Raw genomic sequence first — 22,038 nt, 5'->3', positions numbered from 1 at the left:
GGCCGGTCATGCCGAACAAATATAAGGGAGACCGCGCGGAAATGTCCGATACCGTCGATTACATCGTGGTGGGCGCCGGCTCGGCCGGATGCGTGATGGCCAACCGGTTGAGCGCGGACGGCGCGCATTCGGTCTGCCTGCTGGAGGCCGGTCCGAAGGACACCTATCCCTGGATCCATATTCCCATCGGCTACGGCAAGACGATGTTCCACAAGGTGGTGAACTGGGGCTACTACACCGACCCGGATCCCAATATGCTGGACCGGCGCATCTACTGGCCGCGCGGCCGCACGCTGGGCGGCTCCAGTTCCATCAATGGCCTGATCTACATCCGCGGCCAGCGCGACGACTACGACGCCTGGGCCGAAGCCGGCAACCCGGGCTGGGGCTGGGACGACTGCCTGCCCTGGTTCCGCAAGCTGGAAAACAACGATCTGGGCCCAGGCCCCACCCGCGGCACCGAGGGTCCGCTGAACGCCACCTCCATCAAGACGCCGCATCCGCTGGTCGAAGCGCTAATCGACGCCGCGGGCAAACTAGGCGTGCCGCGCGTCCGTGACTTCAATTCGGGCGACCAGGAAGGCGTGGGCTATTACCAGCTCACCACCCGCAACGGGCGGCGCTGCTCCACGGCCGTGGCCTACCTGCGGCCCGCGCAGGACCGACCCAACTTGCGCATCGAAACCGATGCGCACGCGATGGCCGTGCTGTTCGAAGGCAGCCGCGCCTGCGGCGTGCGCTACCGCCGCGATGGCCAGGTCCGAACGCTGCGCGCCCGGCGCGAGGTGGTGCTGTGCGCAGGCGCCCTGCAATCGCCGCAACTGCTTCAGCTGTCCGGCATCGGCCCGGCCAGCCTGCTGCGCGAGTTCGGCATCGGCATCGTGCGCGACCTGCCCGGCGTGGGCGAAAACCTGCAGGACCATCTGCAGATCCGCCTGATCTACGAGACCACGCGCCCGATCACCACCAACGACCAGTTGCGCACGCTGCACGGCCGCCTGCGCATGGGACTGCAATGGCTGCTGCTGCGCAGCGGTCCGCTGGCCGTGGGCATCAACCAGGGGGGCCTGTTCTGCCGGGTTGACCCGGCCAGCCGCACGCCCGACACCCAGTTCCATTTCGCCACGCTGTCGGCCGACATGGCGGGCGGCAAGGTGCATCCCTTCTCGGGTTGCACCTATTCGGTGTGCCAACTGCGGCCCAGCTCGCGCGGCCGCGTTCGGCTGCGCAGCACGGACCCGTTCGAGGCGCCGTCCATGCTGCCGAATTACCTTTCGACGGAGCTGGACCGCCGCATGGCCGTGGCCGCCGTCCGGTACGCGCGCCGGGTCGCCGCGACCGAGCCGCTGGCCGGCCTGATGAAACGCGAATTCCGCCCCGGTCCGGACGTGCAGACAGACGACGAGATCCTGCACTTCTGCCGCGAGTACGGCGCCACCATCTTCCACCCTTCGGGCACCGCGAAGATGGGCCCGCGTAGCGATCCCATGGCCGTGGTCGACGAACGCCTGCGCGTGCACGGCGTGTCGGCGCTGCGCGTGGTCGATTGCTCGATCATGCCCACGCTGGTCTCTGGCAACACCAACGCGCCGGTCGTGATGCTGGCCGAGCGCGCGGCGGATTTCATGTTGCAGGACGTGCGCCAGGCGCGCGCGCAAACCGTGCGCACGCCCGCGCGGATGGAGATGACGGACCCCGGTTAGCAAACACAGATCGCAGACAGACCCGGCCGCGGCAGCGCAGATTGTCCGGCCGACCCACCAAAGGAGACTGGACATGGCCAAGCAAAACGAAGCGGCGGTGCGCAAAGTCGTCACCGCCTCGCTGATCGGCGCCACCATCGAGTGGTACGACTTTTTCCTGTATGGCGTCGTCGCCGGCATCGTATTCAACAAGCTGTACTTTCCGACCGGCGATCCGCTGGTCTCGACCATGCTGGCCTACACGACGTTCGCCGTCGGCTTCGTGACCCGGCCGCTGGGCGGACTGATCTTCGGCCACTTCGGCGACCGCATCGGCCGAAAAAGCATGCTGGTGATGACGCTGATGATCATGGGCATCGCCACCTTCCTGATCGGTCTGGTGCCCACGTACGAGATGATCGGCATCTGGGCGCCCATCCTGCTGCTGCTCTTGCGCGTGTTCCAGGGCATCGGGCTGGGCGGCGAATGGGGCGGCGCGGTGCTCATGGCCTATGAGTATGCCCCGCCCGACAAGAAAGGCTTCTACGCGTCGCTGCCGCAGATCGGGCTGGCGATCGGGCTGTGCCTAGCCTCGGGCACGGTGGCGCTGCTGTCCGTGCTGCTGACCGACGAGCAGTTCATGGCGTGGGGCTGGCGCGTCGCCTTCCTGGCGTCCGCCGCGATGGTGGCCGTGGGCATGTACATCCGGCTCAACATCAAGGAGACGCCGGAGTTCACGGCGGTCAAGGCGCAGAACGCCGAAAGCCGCATCCCTTTCATGGACATGATGCGCCGCTATCCGGGCAACGTGGTCAAGGGGATGGGCGCGCGCTATATCGACGGTGTGTTCTTCAACGTCTTTGGGGTGTTCTCGATCTCGTTCCTGACGCAATCGGTCCAGATTACCCGGACCGAGGCGCTGATCGGGGTGATGGCGGCGGCGCTGGTGATGTGCTTCTTCATCCCCTTCTTCGGCCGGCTGTCCGACCGCATCGGCCGCACGCGCGTGTACTTCTGGGGTTCGCTCATCACCGCCGCGGCGTCCTTCCCCGGCTTCTGGATGATGATCAACAGCGGCGGCAACGTGATGCTGATCTGGCTGGCCATCATCATTCCGTTCGGGATCCTATACGCCGCCGTGTACGGTCCGGAGGCCGCGCTGTTCTGCGAACTCTTCGACGCCAAGGTGCGTTACACCGGCATCTCGTTCGTCTACCAGTTCTCGGGCATCTTCGCGTCCGGCATCACGCCGATCATCGCCACCGCATTGCTCAAGACGGGCGGCGGGCAGCCGTGGCTGATCTGCCTGTACGTGATGTTTGCGGGGGTCGTGTCGGCCTTCTGCGCGTGGCTGATCGGGCGCGGCAGGCAGCCTGTGGAAGTGGACGACGCAAGCCAGCCGTCCATGCAGCGGGCTGGGCTGCGCAAGGCGTAGGCGGCGGGCGGCCCGTGCGCAGCGGATCCGCACGGGTCGCAATCGGGGGCCGTCCCTTGCCCCCCTTTCGCCGCTCAGTCCCGTGCCGCCTGCGGCGGCTGCTGGGCCGGCCATCCGCCGCCCAGCGCCTTGAACAAGGTCGCCAGCGCCGCCTGGCGCTGCGCGCTGACGTCGATGTAGGCGATCTGGTCCGTGTAAGCGCTGCGCTGCGCATCCAGATAGCGCAGATGGCTGTCCACGCCGCCGCGGTAGCGCGCCTCGGACAGCTGCAGGGCCACCTGGCTGGACTGCGCCAGCGCAAGCCGGGACGCCTCTTCACGCCGCAGCGTCTCGGTGGCCACCAGCGCGTCCGACACCTCGCGGAACGCCGTCTGGATCGTGCGTTCGTACTGGGCCACGGCGATGTCCTTGCGCACGGTGGCCAGATCCAGGTTGGCCACGTTGCGCCCGCCGGCAAAGATCGGCAGCGTGATCTGCGGGGTGAACGACCAGGCGCGCTGGCCGGATTCGAACAGGCCCGACAAGTCCGCGCTGGAACTGCCGAACAGGCCGGTCAGCGAAATGCTGGGAAAGAACGCGGCCCGCGCCGCGCCGATGCTGGCGTTGCGCGCCTGCAGCGCATGTTCGGCGGCCAGGATGTCCGGCCGGTTTTCCAGCAGCGCGGAGGGCGCGCCCGCCGCGATCTCCTGCACCAGCATCGGCGCATCGGCCGTGCGCGCCGGCAGATACGGCGACAGGTCGCTGATGCCCACCAGCAGGCCGAGCGCGTTGCCGGCCTGGCGGACCTCGCGATCCGTGCGCTCGAGCTCGGCGCGTGACTGCTCGGTCAAGCCCAGCGCTTCCTGATAGTCGAGCGCGGTGGCCGCGCCCGCCTGCCGGCGCTTGGCCGTCAGCGCCAGCGACGCCTCGCGGCTGGCCAACGTCTGGCGCGTCACATCCAGACGCCGCTGCGCGCTATCGCGCGCCACATACGCCTGGATCACCTCGGCCACCAGGCTGATCTGCGCGCTGCGCGCGGTCGCCTCGGTCGCCAGATATTCCTGCAAGGCGGCATCCGACAGGCTGCGCACGCGGCCGAACAGGCCAAGTTCGAAGGCGGTCAAACCCAGGCCGGCCTGATAGCTGCTTTGGACTGACGAGGCGCCCGTGCTGCTCAGGTCTGCCGGCACACGCTGGCGCGTGCCCGTGCCCTGCGCGTCGATGCCCGGCAGCCGGTCCGCTCGGGTGATCTGGTACTGCGCGCGGGCCGCCTCGATGTCGAGCAGCGTCTGGCGCAGGTCGCGGTTGTTGGCCAGCGCCAGTTCCACCAGCTTGCGCAAGGCATCGTCGGTGATGAAGGACTGCCAGTCCAGCGTCGCCGCCGCCGACTCGCCGGGGCCGGACGCCGCCAGGCTCCAGTGGTCGCCCACGGGCGATGCCGGACGTTCATAGACGGGCGCGAGCGAACAACCCGCCAGCGCCGCGGTCAGCAGCAATGCGGACAGCCGCAGGGGAAACAAGGTCTGCCTCATGGCGTTACTCCTGCACGGTGCGCGGCGCGGCGTTGGCGGCGGGCGAGGACTTGCCCCGCTTGCGCTGCACCAGCGACAGCACCCACACGAAGAAGATGGGAACGAAGATCACGCCCAGCAGCGTGGCGGTCAGCATGCCGCCGATCACACCCACGCCCAGCGCGCGCTGGCTGGCCGCGCCCGCGCCGGAGGCCAGCGCCAGCGGCACCACGCCCAGGATGAACGCCAGCGACGTCATCACGATGGGACGGAAGCGCAGCTTGGCGGCCTGGATGGCGGCGTCGGCAAGGCTGTGGCCCTGTTCGCGCAGGCTCTTGGCAAACTCCACGATCAGGATGGCGTTCTTGGCCGCCAGGCCGATGATGGTGATGAGACCGACCTTGAAGTACACGTCGTTCGGCATGCCCAGCACCGTCACCGCCAGCACCGACCCCAGCGCGCCGATCGGCACGATCAGCATCACGGACGCCGGGATCGACCAGCTTTCATACAGGGCGACCATCAGCAGGAACACCACCAGGAAGGCCAGCGCGAACAGCATCGGCGCCTGCGACCCCGCGAACTTTTCCTGATACGACAGGCCGGTCCATTCGTAGCCAATGCCCTCCGGCAAGCCGGCCACGATGCGCTCGATCTCGGCCATGGCCTGGCCGGTGCTGCTGCCGGGCATGGCGTCGCCCGCAATCTTGAACGCCGGATAGCCGTTGTAGCGGGAGATCTGCACGGGGCCGTTCTCCCAGTCCGTCTTCACGAATGCGCTGAGCGGCACCATGCCGCCGGTCTTGTTCGGCACGTTCAGCTTCAGGATGCTCTCGGGCGTCATGCGGTCGCGCACGTCGGCCTGCACCACCACGCGCTGCAGGCGGCCGGCGTTGGCAAAGTCGTTGACCGTGGCCGACCCATACGCCGACGAGATCGCCGTGCTGATCACGTCAAAGCCCACGCCCAGCGCTTCGGCCTTTTCGCGGTCGATATCCAGCCGCAGCTGCGGGGCGTCGGCCAGGCCTTCCATCATGGCGTAGGCGATCACCGGCGAACTGTTGGCCTGCGCCAGCAGCTGGTCCCGCGCTTCGGTCAGCGCCGCGCGGCCCACGCCGCCGCGGTCCTGCAGCCGCAGCGCGAAGCCGCCCGAGTTGCCCAATCCGTCGATGGGCGGCGGGTTGACGGCCATGACCGCGCCGTCGTCGATCACCGCGAAACGCGCATTCACGCTGTCGGCCACGTCGGCGGCCGATTGGCCCTTGCCCCGCTCGGACCAGTCCTTGAGCGTGGGAAACGCGATGCCCGCGTTCTGACCGGTGCCCGAGAAGCTGAAACCCATGACGGTGAAGGCATCGCCCATGGCGTCCAGCGACAGCAGGTGCTGCTCGACGTCGGCCACCACCTTGTCGGTGCGCACATGCGTCGCACCGGGCGGCAGTTGCACGTCGACGATGACGTAGCCCTGGTCTTCCGGCGGCACGAAGGATTCCGGCACGCGCATGTACAGCACGGCCAGCACGGCCACGATGGCCAAGTAAATCACCATGTAGCGGCCGGTGCGGCGCACCAGGCGGGAATTGAGCGCCTCGAAGCGGCCCGTCAGGCGATTGAACGCGCGGTTGAACCCGCCGAAAAAACCCTTCTTTTCGTCGTGGTGGCCCTTCGGAATGGGCTTGAGGAACGTGGCGCACAGGGCCGGCGTGAAGGTCAGCGCCAAAAAGCCCGAGAACAGGATCGACACCGCCAGCGACAGCGAAAACTGCTGGTAGATGACGCCCACCGAACCGCTCATGAACGCCAGCGGCAAAAACACTGCCGACAGCACCAGCGTGATGCCGACGATGGCGCCGGACACCTGTTCCATCGCCTTGACCGTGGCTTCGCGCGGCGACAGGCCTTCCTCGGCCATGATGCGCTCGACGTTTTCAACCACCACGATGGCGTCGTCGACCAGGATGCCGATGGCCAGCACCATGCCGAACATGGTCATCATGTTCACCGAGAAGCCCAGCACCGACATCACCGCGAACGTGCCCAGCAGGCACACCGGCACGACGATGGTCGGAATCAGCGTGTAGCGGAAGTTCTGCAGGAACAGGTACATCACCAGGAAGACCAGCACCATGGCTTCCAGCAGCGTGTGCACCACCTTTGTGATGGCCACGCTGACGAACTTGGAGGTGTCGAACGGCACCGAGTACGCAATGTCTTCGGGGAACGAGGCCGACAATTCCTTCAGGCGGGCATTCACGGCCTTGACGGTGTCGATGGCGTTGGCACCCGGCGCAAGCTGCACCGCCGCGCCGACCGCCTTCTTGCCGTTCAGGCGCGTTTCGAAGTCGTAGCTCTGGCGGCCGACTTCCAGGCGCGCCACGTCGGCCAGGCGCACGGACGAACCATCCGGATTGGCGCGCAGGACGATGCGCCCGAACTCCTCGGGGTTGTCCAGCGTGCCCTTCACGGCCAGCGTCGCGGTCAGCTCCTGCTCGGGCGCGCCGGGACGGCTGCCGAAGCTGCCGGCCGGCACCTGCACGTTCTGCGCGGCAATGGCCGCGTTGACGTCCGCCACGGACAGGCCAAGACCCAGCAGCTTCTGCGGGTCGATCCAGACGCGCATCGCGGCTTCGGCGCCGAAGAACTGCACCTTGCCCACGCCATTGACGCGGCGGATCTCGTTGTTGATGTGGCGCGCGGCGTAGTCGGACAGCCCGACCACATCCTTGTGCGCATCGTCGCCCTTGTATGTCAGGGCGTAGATCATCAGGAAGTTCGAACTGGCCTGCTCAACCTGCAGACCTTGCTGCGTCACAGCGGTGGGCAGGCGCGCTTCGGCCTTCTTGATCCGGTTCTGCACGTCGACCTGCGCCAGGTCGGGATCGGTGCCCGGCTGGAACGTGACGGTGATTTCCGCGCTGCCGCTGGAACTGCTGGACGACTCGTAGTACAGCATGTTCTTCGCGCCGTTCAGCTCTTCCTCGATGACGCTGGTCACCGAATCGACCAGCACGGTGGCGGAGGCGCCCGGATAGGTGGCGGCAATGGTCACCTGCGGCGGCGCGACCACCGGAAACTGCGACACCGGCAGCGACGGAATCGCCAGCAGCCCCGCGAGCGAGATGAAGATGGCCACCACCCAGGCGAAATTGGGGCGGCCAATGAAAAACTTGGACATGGTCTAACCTCGGATTTGCGCGCGATGCATGGGGGCCGCTTATTGCTTGGCGGCAGCCGCGGCATCGCCGGCGGTGGCCACCTTGGGCTCGTTCACGGGCGTCACGCTGACTTTCTGGCCGGGCACGGCGGCGCTGACGCCGCCCACGATCACCCGGTCGCCAGCGGCCAGGCCCTCGGTGATGTGCCAATCGCCGCCGCGCATGGTGCCGGTCTGCACGGCGCGGGTTTCGACAACGTCATCCGCCCCCACCACCAGCACCTGCGGCTTGCCATCGGTGCTGCGGGTGACGGCGCGCTGCGGGACCAGGATCGCTTCCGGATCCACGCCTTGATGTGTGCGCACCCGCACATACATGCCCGGCAACAGCAGCACGTCGGGATTCGAGAATTCGCCGCGCAGCGCCACCTGGCCGGTGCTGCGGTCCACGGCGATGTCCGAGAACAGGAGGCGCCCTTCGCGCTGCTTGTCGGTGCCATCGATCGTGATGGAGATGCGCGCGCCCTCGCCTTCGCCCAGGCTGCCATCCTGCATGGCCGCGCGCATGCGCAGCATGTCGGCGACCGGCTGATTGAAGTCCACATAGACCGGATCGAGCTGCTGGATCGTCGCCATCACGGTGGCTTCGTTCTGGCCCACGAGCGCGCCTTCGGTCACCTGCGCACGCCCGATGCGGCCCGAGATGGGCGCCTTGACCGTGGCGTAGTCCAGGTTCAGCTGCGCGGTTTCGACGTCGGCCTGGGCCGACCGGCGGGCGGCCAGCGCGCTCTTGAGCGTGGTGTTGGCCGTGTCGAAATCCTGCTGGCTGACGGCTTCGATCTTGACCAGCGGCGTGTAGCGCTTGACGACGGCTTGGGCATCGGCGACGGCGGCCTGGGCCTTGGCCAGCTCGCCCTGGGCGCGCGACAAGGCGGCCTTGAACGGCGCGGGGTCGATGCGGAACAGCACGTCGCCCGCCTTGACGTCGGCGCCTTCGACGAAATCGCGGCTCAGCACGATGCCGGCCACGCGGGCGCGGACTTCGGCCACGCGCATGGGCTCGACGCGCCCGGGAAGTTCGCTGGTCAGCGTGTAGCGCTGTGGCTGCACGGCAAGCGCCTGCACCGGACGCGGCCCTGCCGCTTGAGGCTCACCGCCGTCTGAGCCGCCGCAACCGGCAACCAGGATTGCCGTCGACAACACCGCCAGGGGCAACTGCCATGTTTTATTCCACTTCATTCACTACCCCCGCGCCGCGCGTCTTGAATCCAAAGAGACGCCGATGCTACCTTAAAGACCGTTTTGAATCAATATTGATTCATTTGTCGCTTTTCGGCTTGATATTGCGGATCAACAAGTCCTTACTTGAAAAATTCGCCAAAGTTTGTACAAAGTGAATCGGCCATGATCCAATACCGGCCCAGGGATATCCAAAATGGGGAGGAGACAATGTCTGAAGAGGCAGGCCACGAGCGGCTGCTTGTCGCATTGGCGCTTGCGATGGTGGACCAGCCGCGCGCCACGCTGCAGGAACTGGCCAAGGCGGTGGGCGTCAGCAAGGCGACCTTGTACCGGTTCTGTAAGACGCGAGACCAGCTGGTGCTGCGCCTGATGACGCATTGCGCGCAGGTCATGAAGCAGGCGCTGGCGGACTCGCACCTGGAAACCGCCCCGCCCCGCGCGGCGCTGCGCAACCTGATCGAACAACACCTGGCGCACAAGGAACTGACCGCGTTCCTGATTTACAACTGGAAGCCCGACACCGAGCTGGAGCCCGACATCATGAACAGCTGGTCGGGCTACCAGGAAACGCTGGACGCATTTTTTCTGCGCGGACAACGCGAAGGCGCATTCCGCGTGGACATGACCGCCGCCGCGCTGAGCGAACTATTGATCGCCATCATCACCAGCATGGTGGATGCCGAGCGCCGCGGCCGGATTGCCCGCATGGGCATCGCGCAGGTGGCCGAGCAGATGATGCTGCACGGCATCTCGGCCGAGCCGGCCCCTGGCCGATGAACGGCGGTCCGGATCGCAGCACCCGTGCGCGCACGGGTGCAGCGGGCACTAGCCCGCCTTGCGCGCCCGCTCAGGCCGCCGTCACCGGACGGCCGTAGAACGGATAGTTCGGATCGTTGTAGCCATGCGCGGAGGCGTGACCGGGCACCACCCACTCGTTCACGACCGTTTCGTCTTCAGGCGTGATCGTCACGTCCAGCGCCGCGTAGTAATCGTCCATTTGCGCCAGCGTGCGCGGACCGGCGATGACGGCGGTGATGACAGGATTGGCCAGCACCCACGCGGTCGCGAAGTGGCCCGGCTGAACCCCGCGCGCGGCGCTATGCTGCACAAGCTTCTGCGCGATCTGCAGGGATTCTTCGCGGAATTCCGTGGCCAGGATGCGGCGGTCGCCCCGCCCGGCACGGGTATCCGGCGCCGGCGCCTGGCCCGGCAGGTACTTGCCCGTCAGCACGCCGCGCGCGATCGGGCTGTACGGCACGACGCCCAGGCCGTAATGCTTGCACGCCGGCAGGATCTCGACCTCTGGGCCGCGGTTCAGCATGTTGTAGTACGGCTGGCACACCACCGGTTGCGGCACACCCAGCTTTTCGCACAGGCGCATCACCTCGGCAATGCGCCATCCGCGGAAATTCGACAGGCCGAAGCTGCGCAGCTTGCCCGCGCGGATCAGGTCGCCCAGCGCCCACAACGCCTCTTCAAGGTTTTCTTCGTGGTAGTCGCGGTGCAGGTACAGGATGTCCATGAAATCCGTATCCATGCGCGACAGGCTCTGCTCCACCCCGCGGATCAGCCACTGGCGCGAGTAATGCGCCAGGTTCGGCCCCTTGCCGACCGGATTGCCGATTTTGCTGGCCAGCACCCAGTCATGGCGTTGCCCCTTGAGCAGCTTGCCCACCACCTCTTCCGACCGGCCCTCGTTGTAGACGTCCGCGGTGTCGATGAAGTTGACGCCATGATCGCGCGCCGACGCAACGATGCGCGCGGCCTCGTCATCGGGCGTCTGCTCTCCGAACATCATGGTGCCCAGGCAGAGCGGCGATACCCGGAGATTGCTGGTTCCCAGTCGGCGGTAGTTCATGGCGTGGTTCCTTGATCGGATGAAAAGATGCGGCGTGGCCACGCGGCAACGCGCGGCTGAACGCGATATCTTGCCCGAAAAAACCTGACATGCCGCAAAACCCCGGCTGGGATGAGGGTGTCAGGCACCGGCCTCGTTGCGCAGGTGTCAGTCGCCCGCATCCACCGCCGCCAGGATCTTCCCAAACAGCGCGTCGGCATGGGCCGAATTCAGCCAGCGCACGATCACGACCATCTTGCGCTCTGGCTCCACCCACGTGAACGAGCTGCCCGCCCCTACCCCGAAGAAGCTGGAGGACGGCACGCTGGGAAAGACCTTGCCTTCGTGGTTCAGCCAGATCAAATAGCCGTAGTACGGCGCGATGTCGCAGGGGGTTCGCATGGCCTGCAACCATTCGCGCGACAGGATCTGGCGGCCGTTCGCCTGGCCGTCGTTCAACAGCATCTGGCCGATCAGCGCCTGGTCGTTGGCGCTGATGGACATGCCGCCGCCCCAGTGGGAACCGCCGGGCACCGACGGCATGCGCTGGCCGTCGATCTCGACCCAGGCGTTGTCGTAGCCGACCCACTGCCAGTTCTCGCTGCAGCCGATGGGCCGCGTGACGGCCTCGCGGAAGACTTCCGGCAAGGGTTTGCGGAACAGATGCAGCAGCGCATAAGACAGCTGATTGATGCGCACATCGTTGTATTCCCAATACGTGCCGGGTTCCTGCAACGGACGCGCATCGCCCTTCTTGCCGTCGGGCGGCACGCCGAAAGTGACGGCGCGATAGCGGTCCGCCTGATCCGACACGCCAAAGCGTTCGCCTTCCCATTCGCTGGTCTGCTGCAGCAGGTGGCGCCACGTGATGGACGCGTTGCGGCCTTCGTCAAAGCCGATGCCCGGCACGCGCTTGCCCACGGGCTCGTCCACATCCGGCAGCAGGCCGCGGTCATGCGCAACGCCCGCCAAAATGGCCAGGTAAAGCTTGGCGACGCTGAACGTCAGGTCGGCCCGGTCCGGCTCGCCCCACGAGGCCACTGTCTTGCCGTCCACCACCACCACGCCGGACACCGGCCCGCGATCGTGGATGGGACCCAGCAGGCGGTTCCACGGCGGCGGGTCGTTCAGGTGCACGCCAAAATTGCCTTTGACGCTGCGATCCCAGGTCGATTCGTGATCGTTGGCGAACTGGATCGCCTGCTGCATGAGCGTATTCATCGGTTCCCTCGTTGTTGTGTGTTCATCCCGCCACGCGTTCGGGCGCGCGGGTCAGGTATTCCATGGCGGCTTGCAATCCGCCCGAGCGATGCGGGACGCCAAATGCGGCCAGCCCCATCTCCACGCCAGCCAGCGTGCCGCATAGCGTCAGATCATTGAAATGGCCCAGATGGCCGATGCGGAAGATGCGGTCGGAAAGCTTGCCCAGCCCCTGCCCCAGCGACATATCGAAGCGGTCCAGAATGACCTTGCGCAGCGCGTCGGCGCTGTGGCCGTCGGGCATCAGCACCGCGGTCAACGCCGGGCTGTGCGCGGCCGCGTCCAGGCTCAGCAGCTCCAACCCCCACCCGGCCACCGCCAGCCGGGTGGCGCGGGCGTGGCGCTCGTGGCGCGCAAACACCTGCGGCAGGCCTTCGGCCGCCAGCATGGCCAGCGCTTCATGCAGGCCATACAGCAGGTTGGTCGACGGGGTGTACGGGAAATAGCCCTTCGCATTGGGGCCGAGCATTTCGCGCCAATCCCAATAGGAGCGCGGCAGGCGCGCGGTCTCGGCCGCGGCCAGCGCGCGCGGCCCCACCGCGTTGAACGACAGGCCCGGCGGCAGCATCAGTCCCTTCTGCGATCCGGCCACCGTGACGTCCACGCCCCATTCGTCGTGGCGGTAGTCGATGGAGCCCAGCGAGGAAATCGTGTCGACCATCAGCAGCGCCGGGTGCCCGGCCTGATTGATGGCGGCGCGCACCGCGGCGATGTCGCTGGTGACCCCGGTTGAGGTCTCATTGTGCACCACGCACACCGCCTTGATGCGGTGCTGGGCATCGTCGGCCAGCCGCGCGCCGATGACGCCGGCATCGACGGGGCGACGCCAGTCGCCTTCGATGCAATCAACATCCAGCCCCAACCGCCCGGCAAGCTTGCGCCACAGGCTGGCGAAGTGGCCGGTCTCGACCATCAGCACGCGGTCGCCCGGCGACAGCGTGTTGACCAGCGCCGCCTCCCACGCCCCGGTGCCCGAGGCCGGAAAGATCACGACAGGCGATTCGGTCTGGAAGACCTGCTTGATGCCCGTCAGCACCGCTTTGCCAAGCTCGCCGAATTCCGGTCCCCGATGATCGATGGTGGCCTGGTCGATGGCGCGCAGGACGCGGTCGGGGACGTTGGTCGGTCCGGGAATCTGCAGGAAATGCCGGCCGGACGGGTGGGAGTTCAGCGTGAGCATGCGGGGCCCCAATGTTGACGGTTTGTATACCAGTACGGCCTGCGCGCATCGTGATGCGACGCGCGCCAGCCTGGCGGACTTGCGGCTTGCGCCACTCTATCCCATTGTTTTTACGTCGATAACCTAGGGTATACACCCATCAAAACCGCAGCAAAGACAGGTTTATAGTCTGCGAAAACAAGGGGAATTTTTGTATACCAATGAGCAGCGATCCTAGCTTCTTGCCGGATCACGCCGGGGCCGTGGCCTCGCCCGATCTTGCGCCCGCCCCGGTGCCGGCGGCCGTTCGCGCCGCCGGCGACGGACGCACGCTGGCGGGATCGGCGGCCGGATCGCTGCGCGAACGCATCATCCAGGGCGAATTCCCGCCCGGCACCCGCTTGAACGAACGCGCGCTGTGCGACCTGCTGGGCGTGTCGCGCACCCCGCTGCGCGAGGCGTTCCGGCTGCTGGCCGCCGAAGGCCTGGTGCAGATCGAACCGAACCGCGGCGCGCAGGTGGTAGCCCTGTCCGAAGCGAATATCCGCGAAGCGTTCGAAGTGATCGGCGGGCTGGAAGCGATGTCGTGCAGGTTTGCCTGCGAGCGCGCGACCGACGTCGAGATCGCGGAAATCCGCGCGCTGACCTACGAAATGATGGCCAGCCATGCGCGGCATGACCTGCCGACGTACTTTCGCGTCAACCGCGAGATCCACGAACGCATCAGCCTGGCCGCGCACAACAGCCTGCTCAAGCAGCTTTACGACGCGCAGAACGCGCGGATCCAGAACCTGCGCTTCGTCTCGAACGAGAACCGGCAGAAATGGGATCTGGCGATGCGCGAACACATAGAAATGGCGGAGGCCCTTGCCGCGCGCGACGCGGACCGGCTGGCAGCCATCATGCGGCAGCACCTGCAGCGCAAATGCGAGGCGGCGCTCAAGAGCCGGAGCGAGACGATAGATACGCAACACATGTAGTGTCATCAAGAGGAGCCTTCACCATGGCTGATAGTCGCTTCACACCTTGCTGCATCACGCTTTCTCGCTTCACCCCCGCCGCGTCCGCGCTGTCCTTGCGCCGCGTCACGCCATTGAAGGCACTGGCCGCCGCGCTGGTGGCCTGCGCCGCACTGGCATCCCAGCCCGCGCTTGCCGGCAAAAAGGACGACACCTTGCGCATGGCCTACGACCAGGCCCCGGAAAGTGTCGATCCCTACTTCAACAACGTGCGCATCGGCGTCATCATCGCGGCCAACGTGTGGGACACCTTGCTCTACCGCGACCCGGTCACCAACGAGTACAAGGGCCAGCTCGCCAAGAGCTGGAAGCAGATCGATGACAAGACCATGGAATTCGAGCTGCGCGAGGGCGTCAAATTCCACAACGGCGAGGAGTTCGACGCCGACTCGGTGGTCTACACGCTGAACTTCGTGGCCGACCCGAAGAACAAGGCGGTCACGCAGCAGAACGTGTCCTGGATCGACAAGGTCGAGAAGATCGACAAATACAAGGTGCGCCTGACCACCAAGGAGCCCTTCCCCGGCGCCAAGGAATACCTGTCCACCACGGCCGCCATCCACCCCGCCAAGTACTACCAGGAAGTCGGCCCCAAGGGCATGAACGCCAAGCCCGTGGGCTCCGGTCCGTACAAGGTCGTGGACTATCAGCCCGGCAAGTCCATCACGCTGGAACGCAATGCCGACTATTTCAAGGATTCGCCCAAGGCGCAGCCCAAGATCGGCAAGGTGGTCATCCGCTTCATCCCCGACCGCCAGACCCAGATGGCCGAGGTGATCTCCGGCGGGGAAGATCTGATCATGAGCGTGCCCAAGGACCAGGCCGAGCAGCTGGGCGGCATGCCGAACCTGCAGATGGTGACCGGCAACACCATGCGCATCGTGTTCATGCAGATGAACATCCTGGAAGGCACCCCCGCGCCGCAACTGAAGGACGAGCGCGTGCGCCGCGCCATCATCCACGCAATCGACCGCGAGTCGATGCTCAAGAACATCGTGGGCGAAGGCGGCGGGCTCATCAACACCATCTGCACCCCGTCGCAGGTGGGCTGCACGCAGGAAGGCGCCCCGACCTACAAGTACGACCCCGCGCAGGCCAAGAAGCTGCTGGCCGAGGCGGGCTATCCCAACGGCTTTGACATCGACATCGTTGCGTACCGCGAACGCAACCAGACCGAAGCCATCATCAACTACCTGCAGGCCGTCGGCATCCGCGCCAAGCTGAATTTCCTGCAATACGCCGCGATGCGCGACATGATCCGCGCCAACAAGGCTTCGCTGACGCACCAGACCTGGGGCTCGAACCTGGTGAACGACGTGTCGGCTTCCACGCCGGTGTACTTCGCCTTCGGCAGCGACGACATCACGCGCGACCCGAAGGTGCGCGACCTCTTGAAAAAGGGCGATACCACCATCGACAGCGAGCAGCGCAAAGCGGCCTACAAGGAGGCGCTGGACATCATCGCGGAAAAGGCCTACGCGGTGCCGCTCTGGACACTGCCCGCCTACTACGTCGCCACCAAGGACGTGAACTTCAAGCCCTACTCGGATGAGCTGGTGCGCTTCTGGGACATGAGCTGGAAGTAAGGCGCGCCCCGCGCCGGGCCGGCCCCGCGGCCGCCCGGCGCTGCTGAACAGAGAGGAAGTCCTATGCTTTATTTCACGCTGAGGCGCCTGGGCCTGGCGGCGCTGGTGGCGCTGACCGTGTCCATTCTGGCGTTCCTGCTGCTGCACCTGTCGGGCGACCCGGCGCTGGCGCTGGCCGGCGAAGGCGCGCGCCAGGCCGACATCGACATGATCCGCAAGACCTACGGGCTGGACCGCCCGATCATCGTCCAGTACGCCGACTGGCTCTGGCACATCCTGCAGGGCGACTTCGGCACCTCGGTGTACTTCAAGACCGAAGCCGGGCCGCTCATCCTGTCCAAGCTGGCGACCACGCTCAAGCTGGGCATGGCCGCGCTGGCCTTCGCGCTGTTCATCTCGATTCCGCTGGGCGTGCTGGCCGCCCTGTACAAGGGCAGCCTGATCGACCGCGTCTGTCTGGCGATTGCCGTGCTGGGACAGGCGCTGCCGAACTTCTTCTTCGCGCTGATCCTGATCATGCTGTTCTCGATCTCCCTGCGCATCCTGCCGGTGTCGGGCAGCGGCACGTGGCAGCACTTCGTCATGCCCGCGATCGCGCTGGGGTATTACGTGGCGCCTGCGTTCATGCGGCTGATCCGCGCCGGCATGATCGAGGTGCTGGGCGCCGATTACATCCGCACCGCGCGCGCCAAGGGGCTGCCGGCCGGCAAGGTGATTTTCAAGCACGCGCTGCGCAACGCGATCGTGCCGGTGGTGGCGCTGGCCGCCGTGCAACTGGGCTACCTGCTGGGCGGCTCGGTGGTCATCGAGACCATCTTCGCGCTGGACGGGCTGGGCTACCTGGCCTACCAGAGCATCACGTACAAGGACTATCCGGTCATGCAGCTGATCGTGCTGCTGCTGTCGGTGCTGTATGTGCTGCTGACGCTTGCCGCCGACGTGGCCAACGCGTGGCTCGATCCACGCATCCGGGTGTCCTGACATGAATACGCCTACGATCACCCCCGCCACGTCCGCGGCGCCGCCGCTGGAACTGTCCGCGGCCACGCTGCGCTGGCGCCGCCTGCGGCGCAACAAGGCGCTTTTGGCCGGCGGCGGCATTCTGCTCGTCATCGTGCTGATCGCGCTGCTGGCCCCGTGGATCTCGCCGCACGATCCCTATTTCCAGGATCTGGCCTACCGCACCGCGCCGCCCGTCTGGTACGAGAAAGGCACCTGGCTGCACCCGCTGGGCACCGACCAGCTGGGACGCGACTACATGTCGCGCCTGTTCTACGGAGCGCGCATTTCGCTCCTGATCGGCATCAGCGTCGCGCTCATCTCCGGCCTTATCGGCACGGCGATGGGCATGGCGGCCGGCTACTTCGGCGGCAAGGTCGACATGGCCGTGTCGTTTCTCATCACCACGCGGCTCTCCATGCCGGTGATCCTGGTGGCGCTGGCCACCGTGGCCATCGTCGGCGGCTCGCTGTGGGTGGTGATCCTGGTGCTGGGTTTGCTCAAGTGGGACCGCTACGCGGTGGTCATGCGCAGCGCCACGCAGCAGGTGCGCTCGCTGGAATACGTGGCCGCGGCCCAGGCGGCCGGCGCCAGCACCTGGCGCATCGTCTGGGGCGAGGTCCTGCCCAACGTCGTGCCGCAACTGATCGTGATCGCCACGCTGGAAGCGGCCAGCGCCATCCTGCTGGAAGCTTCGCTGTCATTCCTGGGCCTGGGCGTGCAACCGCCGCTGCCGTCCTGGGGATTGATGATCTCCGAGGCGAAGGCCTACATGTTCTTCTCGTTCTGGCTGATCGCCATTCCCGGATCGGCGCTGGCGCTTCTGATCTTCGCGATCAACCTGGCCGGCGACGGACTGCATCAACTCCTGACGCCTGAAGAGAGGGCCTGAGCATGAACGGCACCGATATCGTCCTGGAAGTGCAGGGCCTGACCGTCGACATCGCCACGCCACGCGGCCCGCTGCACGCGGTGCGCGATGTGTCCTTCCAGGTCCGGCGCGGTGAAACGCTGTGCCTGGTCGGGGAATCGGGCTGCGGCAAGTCGATGACCTCGCTGGCCATCATGGGCCTGTTGCCCAAGGCTGCCCGGCGCAGCACGCGCCGGCTGGCCGTGCTGGGCGAGGACCTGTCCAAGGCACGCGGCCGGCGCGTCAATGCGCTGCGCGGCAGCAAGATGGCGATGATCTTTCAAGAGCCCATGACGGCGCTCAACCCCGCCTACGCCATCGGCGAACAGCTCACCGAACACTACATCCACCACTGCAAGGCGAGCAGCCAGCAGGCGCGCGACCGCGCCGTGGAACTGCTGGAGAAGGTCGGCATCGCGTCGGCCGGCCAGCGTCTGGGCCAGTATCCGCACCAGTTGTCCGGCGGGCTGCGCCAGCGGGTGATGATCGCGATGGCGCTCATGTGCGGTCCCGAGCTGCTGATTGCCGACGAACCCAGCACCGCGCTGGACGTCACGATCCAGGCGCAGATCCTGCGGCTGCTGGCGGACCTGCAGGCCGAACTGGGCATTGCCATGGTGCTGATCACGCACGACCTGGGCGTGGTGGCGCGCATCGCGCGCCAAGTGGCGGTGATGTATGCCGGCCAGATCGTGGAAGAAGGCCCCGTGGCCGACATTTTCGCCACCCCGCACCATCCCTACACGCAAGGGCTGCTGGGCTGTATCCCCGTGCCCGGCCGCACGGCCCCGGGCGAGGCGCTGGGCACCATCCCGGGCGTCGTGCCGTCGCTGGTGGGCGAGCTGCGCGGCTGCGCCTTCGCCGATCGCTGCCGTTATGCGCAACCGCAATGCCGGCAGGCCGTTCCCATCCATGGCCAGGCCGCTGGCCAGCAATGGCGCTGCATTCTCACCGCCGAAGGAGTCCCCGCATGAGCGCGCTGCTGCAAGCCGATGCCGTCAGCCGCCAATTCACGGTGCGCGCCGGCATGTTCCGCCCGCGGGCCACGCTGCACGCGGTCAATGGCGTGGACCTGTCCGTCGACCGGGGCGCGGTGCTGGGCATCGTTGGCGAGTCGGGCTGCGGCAAGTCCACGCTGGCGCGCATGCTGCTGGGTCTGACGCCGCCAACCGAGGGCAGCATCCGCCTTGAAGGCCAGGACATCCGAAAAATGGACCGGCGCGCCCTCGCCCGCCGCGTGCAACCCATCTTCCAGGACCCGTATTCGTCCTTGAACCCGCGCCGCTCCATCGCCTCCATCGTGTCGTTGCCGTTGGAGGTGCACGGCATCCCCAACCCGAAGATGCACAAGGCCATCGACATGCTGGAACGCGTGGGCCTGCCGCCGCGGCTGGCCCACAACACGCCCGGGCAGCTGTCGGGCGGCCAGCGCCAGCGCGTGGCCATCGCGCGCGCGCTGGTGATGCAGCCCGAGATCGTGATCTGCGACGAACCGACCTCCGCGCTGGACGTGTCGGTGCAGGCGCAGATCATGAACCTGCTGATGGATCTGCGGCGCGACTTCAACCTGACCTACGTCTTCATCAGCCACAACCTGGCGGTGGTCGAACACATCGCCACCCACGTGGCCGTGATGTACTTGGGCCGCGTGGTCGAATCCGCGCCCACCGCCCGCCTCTTTCACGACCCGCGCCATCCCTACACGCAGGCGCTGCTGGCGTCGGTGCTTACCCCCGAGCCGGGGCTGGGCATCCCCGACATGGGCCTGGGCCTGTCGTTTCCCGACCCGCTGCATCCACCGTCCGGTTGCCCCTTCCATCCGCGCTGCCAGCATGCCATGCCGCAATGCAAGACCGAACGGCCCGCGCTGACGCTGCGCGATGGAGCGCTCGTCGCCTGCCACCTCTACCCAACCCATTCCTCGACGTCCACCGGAGCTTCCCAGCCATGACCCGCGCACAAGCCATCGCCCAGGCCGAGCAGTGCTTTGATTCCGGCGCCTTCCGCACGCTTCTGGCGCGCCGGCTGGCGCTGCCCACGGAAAGCCAGAACGCCGAGCGCGCCGCCGTGCTGGCGGACTACCTGGAAGCGGAAATCCGGCCGGCGTTCGAAGCGCTGGGCTTTACCTGCCGCACCCTCACGCATCCGAAGGCGCTGGCCCCTTTCCTGTACGCCGAGCGCATCGAGGACCCGGACCTGCCCACGGTGCTGGGCTATGGCCACGGCGACGTGATCCGCGGATTGGAACGGGAATGGAAGGAAGGCCTGTCGCCCTGGGCGCTGACCGAGGCCGAAGGCCGCTGGTATGGCCGCGGCATCGCCGACAACAAGGGTCAGCACAGCATCAACATGGAGGCGCTGCGGCTGGTCCTGGAAACGCGCGGCAAGCTGGGCTTCAACGCCAAATACCTGATCGAGATGGGCGAGGAAACGGGTTCGATGGGCCTGCGCGAACTGTGCACCGAGCATCGCGACCTCATGGCGGCCGACCTGCTGATCGCCTCCGACGGCCCGCGCCTGAGCGCCAACCGCCCCACCATCTTCCTCGGTGCGCGCGGCAGCCTGAACTTCGACCTCACCATCGAGGCGCGCGCCGGCGGCCATCATTCCGGCAACTGGGGCGGACTGATCTCCAACCCCGGCCTGCAACTGGCGCATGCGATCGCCAGCATCGCCACGCCCAACGGTCAGATCCGCATTCCGGAATGGGTGCCCAAGGAACTGCCGCCGGCCGTGCGCCGCGCGCTGGCCGACTGCGAAGTCGATGGCGGCGCGGACGGGCCTGAGATCGAACCCGACTGGGGCGAGCCCGGCCTGTCACCCGCCGAACGCGTCTTCGGCTGGTGTTCGTTCGAGGTGCTGGCCTACAAGACCGGCAACCCGGACACGCCCGTCAACGCCATCCCGCCGCGCGCGTGGGCGCGCTGCCAGCTGCGCTTCGTGGTGGGTGTGGACCCGGACGACCTCATTCCGGCCCTGCGCCGTCATCTGGACAGCCACGGCTTTCCGATGGTTCAGATATCCCTGACCCGCGAAACCATGTTCCGCGCGACCCGCATCGACCCGGATGACGCCTGGGTGCGCTGGGCGGTTGCGTCGCTGGAACGCACTTCCGGCCAGAAGACCGCATTGCTGCCCAACCTGGGCGGCTCGCTGCCCAACGACATATTCACCGACGTGCTGGGCCTCAAGACGATCTGGGTGCCCCACTCATACCCGGGCTGCTCGCAGCACGCACCGAATGAGCACCTGCCGCCCGAACTGCTGCGGCAGGGGCTCAGCCTGATGACGGGGCTGTACTGGGACCTGGGCGCGGGCGATACGCCCGAGATCAGAAATCCCAGATAACCGGCACCCAGCGGAACGCATCGCCTTCCTTCGCCACCCGGCCCACCGAGGGGAACGGCAGATGCGCCGCCACGAGCAGGCCCTTGTTCTGGGCCAGTTCGTTGAACAGGGCAAGGCGAACCCGGGCCGACTCCACCGGATCGTGCTCGAAGCCGTTGTGCCATTCGGGATGATCGAACGCCACCGGGAATACGGCGTCGCCCGCAAACGTCAGGCGGTCGCCGTCCGAGATCAGATCGACGACACAGTGGCCGGGCGTGTGGCCGCCGGTCAGGCGCACGATCACGCCCGGGGCCACTTCCTTGCGATCCTCGAAAACCTGGATCTGTTCGCGGTACGTTTCATAGAAGCTGGTCGCCGTCGAGCGCAGCACGGCGGGCACTGGCTTGGGCATGACCGTCTGCGTAAAGTCCGGTGACGTCCAGAACGCCACTTCAGTTGCGTTGACATGGATGCGCACATCCTTGCGCAGGCGCTCCTTCACGCCGGGGACCAGCAGTCCGCCCACATGGTCCATGTGCATGTGCGTGATGATCACGTCCGTCACGGATTCGAGCGCAATGCCCGCCGATTGCAGGCGTTGCGGAAACTGCCCCGCGCGCGGAAAGCCCGGGAACTGGCCGCCCAGTCCGGCGTCGATCAGAATGGTCTGCTCGCCGCTGCGCGCCACCATCACGTTCAGCGGCCAGTCGAATGCGTCCGGCGGCATGTACATGTGGTCGAGCCAGTCGGCCAGATCGGCCGGATCGGCATTCGTGGCCATCGTCGAGGTGGGCAGCGGCAGCACCCCGTCGCTGACAACCAGCGCATCGATGTCGCCGATCTGCACGGCATAGCGGGAAGGAACCAGATCGATGGCGGTCTGGGTGACGGGGTCCAAAGTGTCTGCGGAAAACATGGCGTTATCTCCAGGATGG

The 22,038-nt window shown here is 66.6% G+C and carries 17 protein-coding genes; 10 read left to right on the top strand and 7 right to left on the bottom strand.

Annotated features, from left to right (window positions below):
• Positions 1-41: 41 nt before the first annotated feature.
• Both H4P35_RS11805 and H4P35_RS11800 read left to right on the top strand, forming a co-directional pair.
• Positions 42-1,703, top strand: coding sequence for a GMC family oxidoreductase (locus H4P35_RS11805; RefSeq protein WP_180099335.1), 1,662 nt, complete (start codon positions 42-44; stop codon positions 1,701-1,703).
• A gap of 73 nt (positions 1,704-1,776) precedes the next feature.
• Entirely contained in the window at positions 1,777-3,117 is a 1,341-nt protein-coding gene (locus tag H4P35_RS11800) for an MFS transporter (RefSeq protein WP_223575663.1), read from the top strand.
• A 74-nt stretch (positions 3,118-3,191) separates the two neighbouring features.
• Here the strand turns inward: H4P35_RS11800 and H4P35_RS11795 are convergent, their stop codons facing one another.
• Genes H4P35_RS11795 through H4P35_RS11785 form a run of 3 tightly spaced genes read right to left on the bottom strand, consistent with a single transcriptional unit; the run spans position 3,192 to position 9,000 of the window.
• Entirely contained in the window at positions 3,192-4,628 is a 1,437-nt protein-coding gene (locus tag H4P35_RS11795) for an efflux transporter outer membrane subunit (RefSeq protein WP_226849150.1), read from the bottom strand.
• 4 nt (positions 4,629-4,632) lie between these two features.
• Positions 4,633-7,782, bottom strand: coding sequence for an efflux RND transporter permease subunit (locus H4P35_RS11790; protein WP_226849149.1), 3,150 nt, complete (start codon positions 7,780-7,782; stop codon positions 4,633-4,635).
• Between the two features lie 39 nt (positions 7,783-7,821).
• Positions 7,822-9,000: an efflux RND transporter periplasmic adaptor subunit gene (locus H4P35_RS11785; RefSeq protein WP_226849148.1), complete on the bottom strand. Its 1,179-nt coding sequence runs from the start codon at positions 8,998-9,000 to the stop codon at positions 7,822-7,824.
• Between the two features lie 210 nt (positions 9,001-9,210).
• On the opposite strand from H4P35_RS11785, the gene H4P35_RS11780 reads away from it, so the two are divergent.
• On the top strand, positions 9,211-9,780 hold the full coding sequence (locus tag H4P35_RS11780; RefSeq protein WP_226849147.1) for a TetR/AcrR family transcriptional regulator: 570 nt from the start codon (positions 9,211-9,213) through the stop codon (positions 9,778-9,780).
• Positions 9,781-9,850: 70 nt separating this feature from the next.
• Here H4P35_RS11780 and H4P35_RS11775 read toward each other — a convergent pair whose 3' ends face one another.
• The 3 genes from H4P35_RS11775 to H4P35_RS11765 form a co-directional block, all read right to left on the bottom strand.
• Entirely contained in the window at positions 9,851-10,861 is a 1,011-nt protein-coding gene (locus H4P35_RS11775) for an aldo/keto reductase (protein ID WP_108696802.1), read from the bottom strand.
• Between the two features lie 147 nt (positions 10,862-11,008).
• Positions 11,009-12,061: a serine hydrolase gene (locus H4P35_RS11770; protein ID WP_062841539.1), complete on the bottom strand. Its 1,053-nt coding sequence runs from the start codon at positions 12,059-12,061 to the stop codon at positions 11,009-11,011.
• Positions 12,062-12,083: 22 nt separating this feature from the next.
• Positions 12,084-13,280, bottom strand: a complete 1,197-nt coding sequence (locus H4P35_RS11765; protein WP_226849146.1) for an alanine--glyoxylate aminotransferase family protein — start codon at positions 13,278-13,280, stop codon at positions 12,084-12,086.
• A gap of 200 nt (positions 13,281-13,480) precedes the next feature.
• Here H4P35_RS11765 and H4P35_RS11760 point away from each other — a divergent pair, with 200 nt between their 5' ends.
• The 7 genes from H4P35_RS11760 (at position 13,481) to H4P35_RS11730 (ending at position 21,121) form a co-directional block, all read left to right on the top strand.
• Positions 13,481-14,239: a GntR family transcriptional regulator gene (locus H4P35_RS11760; protein WP_223575669.1), complete on the top strand. Its 759-nt coding sequence runs from the start codon at positions 13,481-13,483 to the stop codon at positions 14,237-14,239.
• Positions 14,240-14,262: 23 nt separating this feature from the next.
• The gene (locus tag H4P35_RS11755) at positions 14,263-15,864 is read left to right on the top strand and encodes an ABC transporter substrate-binding protein (protein WP_226849145.1); all 1,602 of its coding nucleotides are present in this window, start codon (positions 14,263-14,265) and stop codon (positions 15,862-15,864) included.
• Between the two features lie 63 nt (positions 15,865-15,927).
• Positions 15,928-16,845 carry an ABC transporter permease gene (locus H4P35_RS11750; RefSeq protein ID WP_056317093.1) on the top strand — a complete coding sequence of 306 codons (918 nt, stop codon included), beginning with the start codon at positions 15,928-15,930 and terminating at the stop codon, positions 16,843-16,845.
• 1 nt (position 16,846) lies between these two features.
• A complete protein-coding gene (locus H4P35_RS11745) occupies positions 16,847-17,755 on the top strand; it encodes an ABC transporter permease (RefSeq protein WP_081101081.1) in 909 nt (302 codons plus the stop codon).
• 2 nt (positions 17,756-17,757) lie between these two features.
• A complete protein-coding gene (locus H4P35_RS11740) occupies positions 17,758-18,747 on the top strand; it encodes an ABC transporter ATP-binding protein (protein WP_226849143.1) in 990 nt (329 codons plus the stop codon).
• Positions 18,744-19,724, top strand: a complete 981-nt coding sequence (locus H4P35_RS11735; RefSeq protein WP_226849141.1) for an ABC transporter ATP-binding protein — start codon at positions 18,744-18,746, stop codon at positions 19,722-19,724. The genes H4P35_RS11740 and H4P35_RS11735 overlap by 4 nt, the downstream gene beginning before the upstream one ends.
• The gene (locus tag H4P35_RS11730) at positions 19,721-21,121 is read left to right on the top strand and encodes a M20 family metallopeptidase (protein ID WP_226849140.1); all 1,401 of its coding nucleotides are present in this window, start codon (positions 19,721-19,723) and stop codon (positions 21,119-21,121) included. The genes H4P35_RS11735 and H4P35_RS11730 overlap by 4 nt, the downstream gene beginning before the upstream one ends.
• On the opposite strand, the gene H4P35_RS11725 is transcribed toward H4P35_RS11730, so the two are convergent.
• On the bottom strand, positions 21,105-22,019 hold the full coding sequence (locus tag H4P35_RS11725; protein WP_226849139.1) for an MBL fold metallo-hydrolase: 915 nt from the start codon (positions 22,017-22,019) through the stop codon (positions 21,105-21,107). The two genes, H4P35_RS11730 and H4P35_RS11725, sit on opposite strands and share 17 nt — an antisense overlap.
• Positions 22,020-22,038: the final 19 nt, after the last annotated feature.

The sequence above is a fragment of the Achromobacter sp. 77 genome, assembly GCF_020541125.1.
GTDB lineage: Bacteria > Pseudomonadota > Gammaproteobacteria > Burkholderiales > Burkholderiaceae_B > Achromobacter > Achromobacter mucicolens.
This window is presented reverse-complemented; position numbering and strand designations above follow the sequence as displayed.

Excerpts from the sequence above, each read along its gene's own strand:
- H4P35_RS11805 (WP_180099335.1), top strand. The coding sequence starts at position 42 with ATGTCCGATACCGTCGATTACATCGTGGTGGGCGCCGGCTCGGCCGGA.
- H4P35_RS11800 (WP_223575663.1), top strand. The coding sequence starts at position 1,777 with ATGGCCAAGCAAAACGAAGCGGCGGTGCGCAAAGTCGTCACCGCCTCG.
- H4P35_RS11795 (WP_226849150.1), bottom strand. The coding sequence starts at position 4,628 with ATGAGGCAGACCTTGTTTCCCCTGCGGCTGTCCGCATTGCTGCTGACC.
- H4P35_RS11790 (WP_226849149.1), bottom strand. The coding sequence starts at position 7,782 with ATGTCCAAGTTTTTCATTGGCCGCCCCAATTTCGCCTGGGTGGTGGCC.
- H4P35_RS11785 (WP_226849148.1), bottom strand. The coding sequence starts at position 9,000 with ATGAAGTGGAATAAAACATGGCAGTTGCCCCTGGCGGTGTTGTCGACG.
- H4P35_RS11780 (WP_226849147.1), top strand. The coding sequence starts at position 9,211 with ATGTCTGAAGAGGCAGGCCACGAGCGGCTGCTTGTCGCATTGGCGCTT.
- H4P35_RS11775 (WP_108696802.1), bottom strand. The coding sequence starts at position 10,861 with ATGAACTACCGCCGACTGGGAACCAGCAATCTCCGGGTATCGCCGCTC.
- H4P35_RS11770 (WP_062841539.1), bottom strand. The coding sequence starts at position 12,061 with ATGAATACGCTCATGCAGCAGGCGATCCAGTTCGCCAACGATCACGAA.
- H4P35_RS11765 (WP_226849146.1), bottom strand. The coding sequence starts at position 13,280 with ATGCTCACGCTGAACTCCCACCCGTCCGGCCGGCATTTCCTGCAGATT.
- H4P35_RS11760 (WP_223575669.1), top strand. The coding sequence starts at position 13,481 with ATGAGCAGCGATCCTAGCTTCTTGCCGGATCACGCCGGGGCCGTGGCC.
- H4P35_RS11755 (WP_226849145.1), top strand. The coding sequence starts at position 14,263 with ATGGCTGATAGTCGCTTCACACCTTGCTGCATCACGCTTTCTCGCTTC.
- H4P35_RS11750 (WP_056317093.1), top strand. The coding sequence starts at position 15,928 with ATGCTTTATTTCACGCTGAGGCGCCTGGGCCTGGCGGCGCTGGTGGCG.
- H4P35_RS11745 (WP_081101081.1), top strand. The coding sequence starts at position 16,847 with ATGAATACGCCTACGATCACCCCCGCCACGTCCGCGGCGCCGCCGCTG.
- H4P35_RS11740 (WP_226849143.1), top strand. The coding sequence starts at position 17,758 with ATGAACGGCACCGATATCGTCCTGGAAGTGCAGGGCCTGACCGTCGAC.
- H4P35_RS11735 (WP_226849141.1), top strand. The coding sequence starts at position 18,744 with ATGAGCGCGCTGCTGCAAGCCGATGCCGTCAGCCGCCAATTCACGGTG.
- H4P35_RS11730 (WP_226849140.1), top strand. The coding sequence starts at position 19,721 with ATGACCCGCGCACAAGCCATCGCCCAGGCCGAGCAGTGCTTTGATTCC.
- H4P35_RS11725 (WP_226849139.1), bottom strand. The coding sequence starts at position 22,019 with ATGTTTTCCGCAGACACTTTGGACCCCGTCACCCAGACCGCCATCGAT.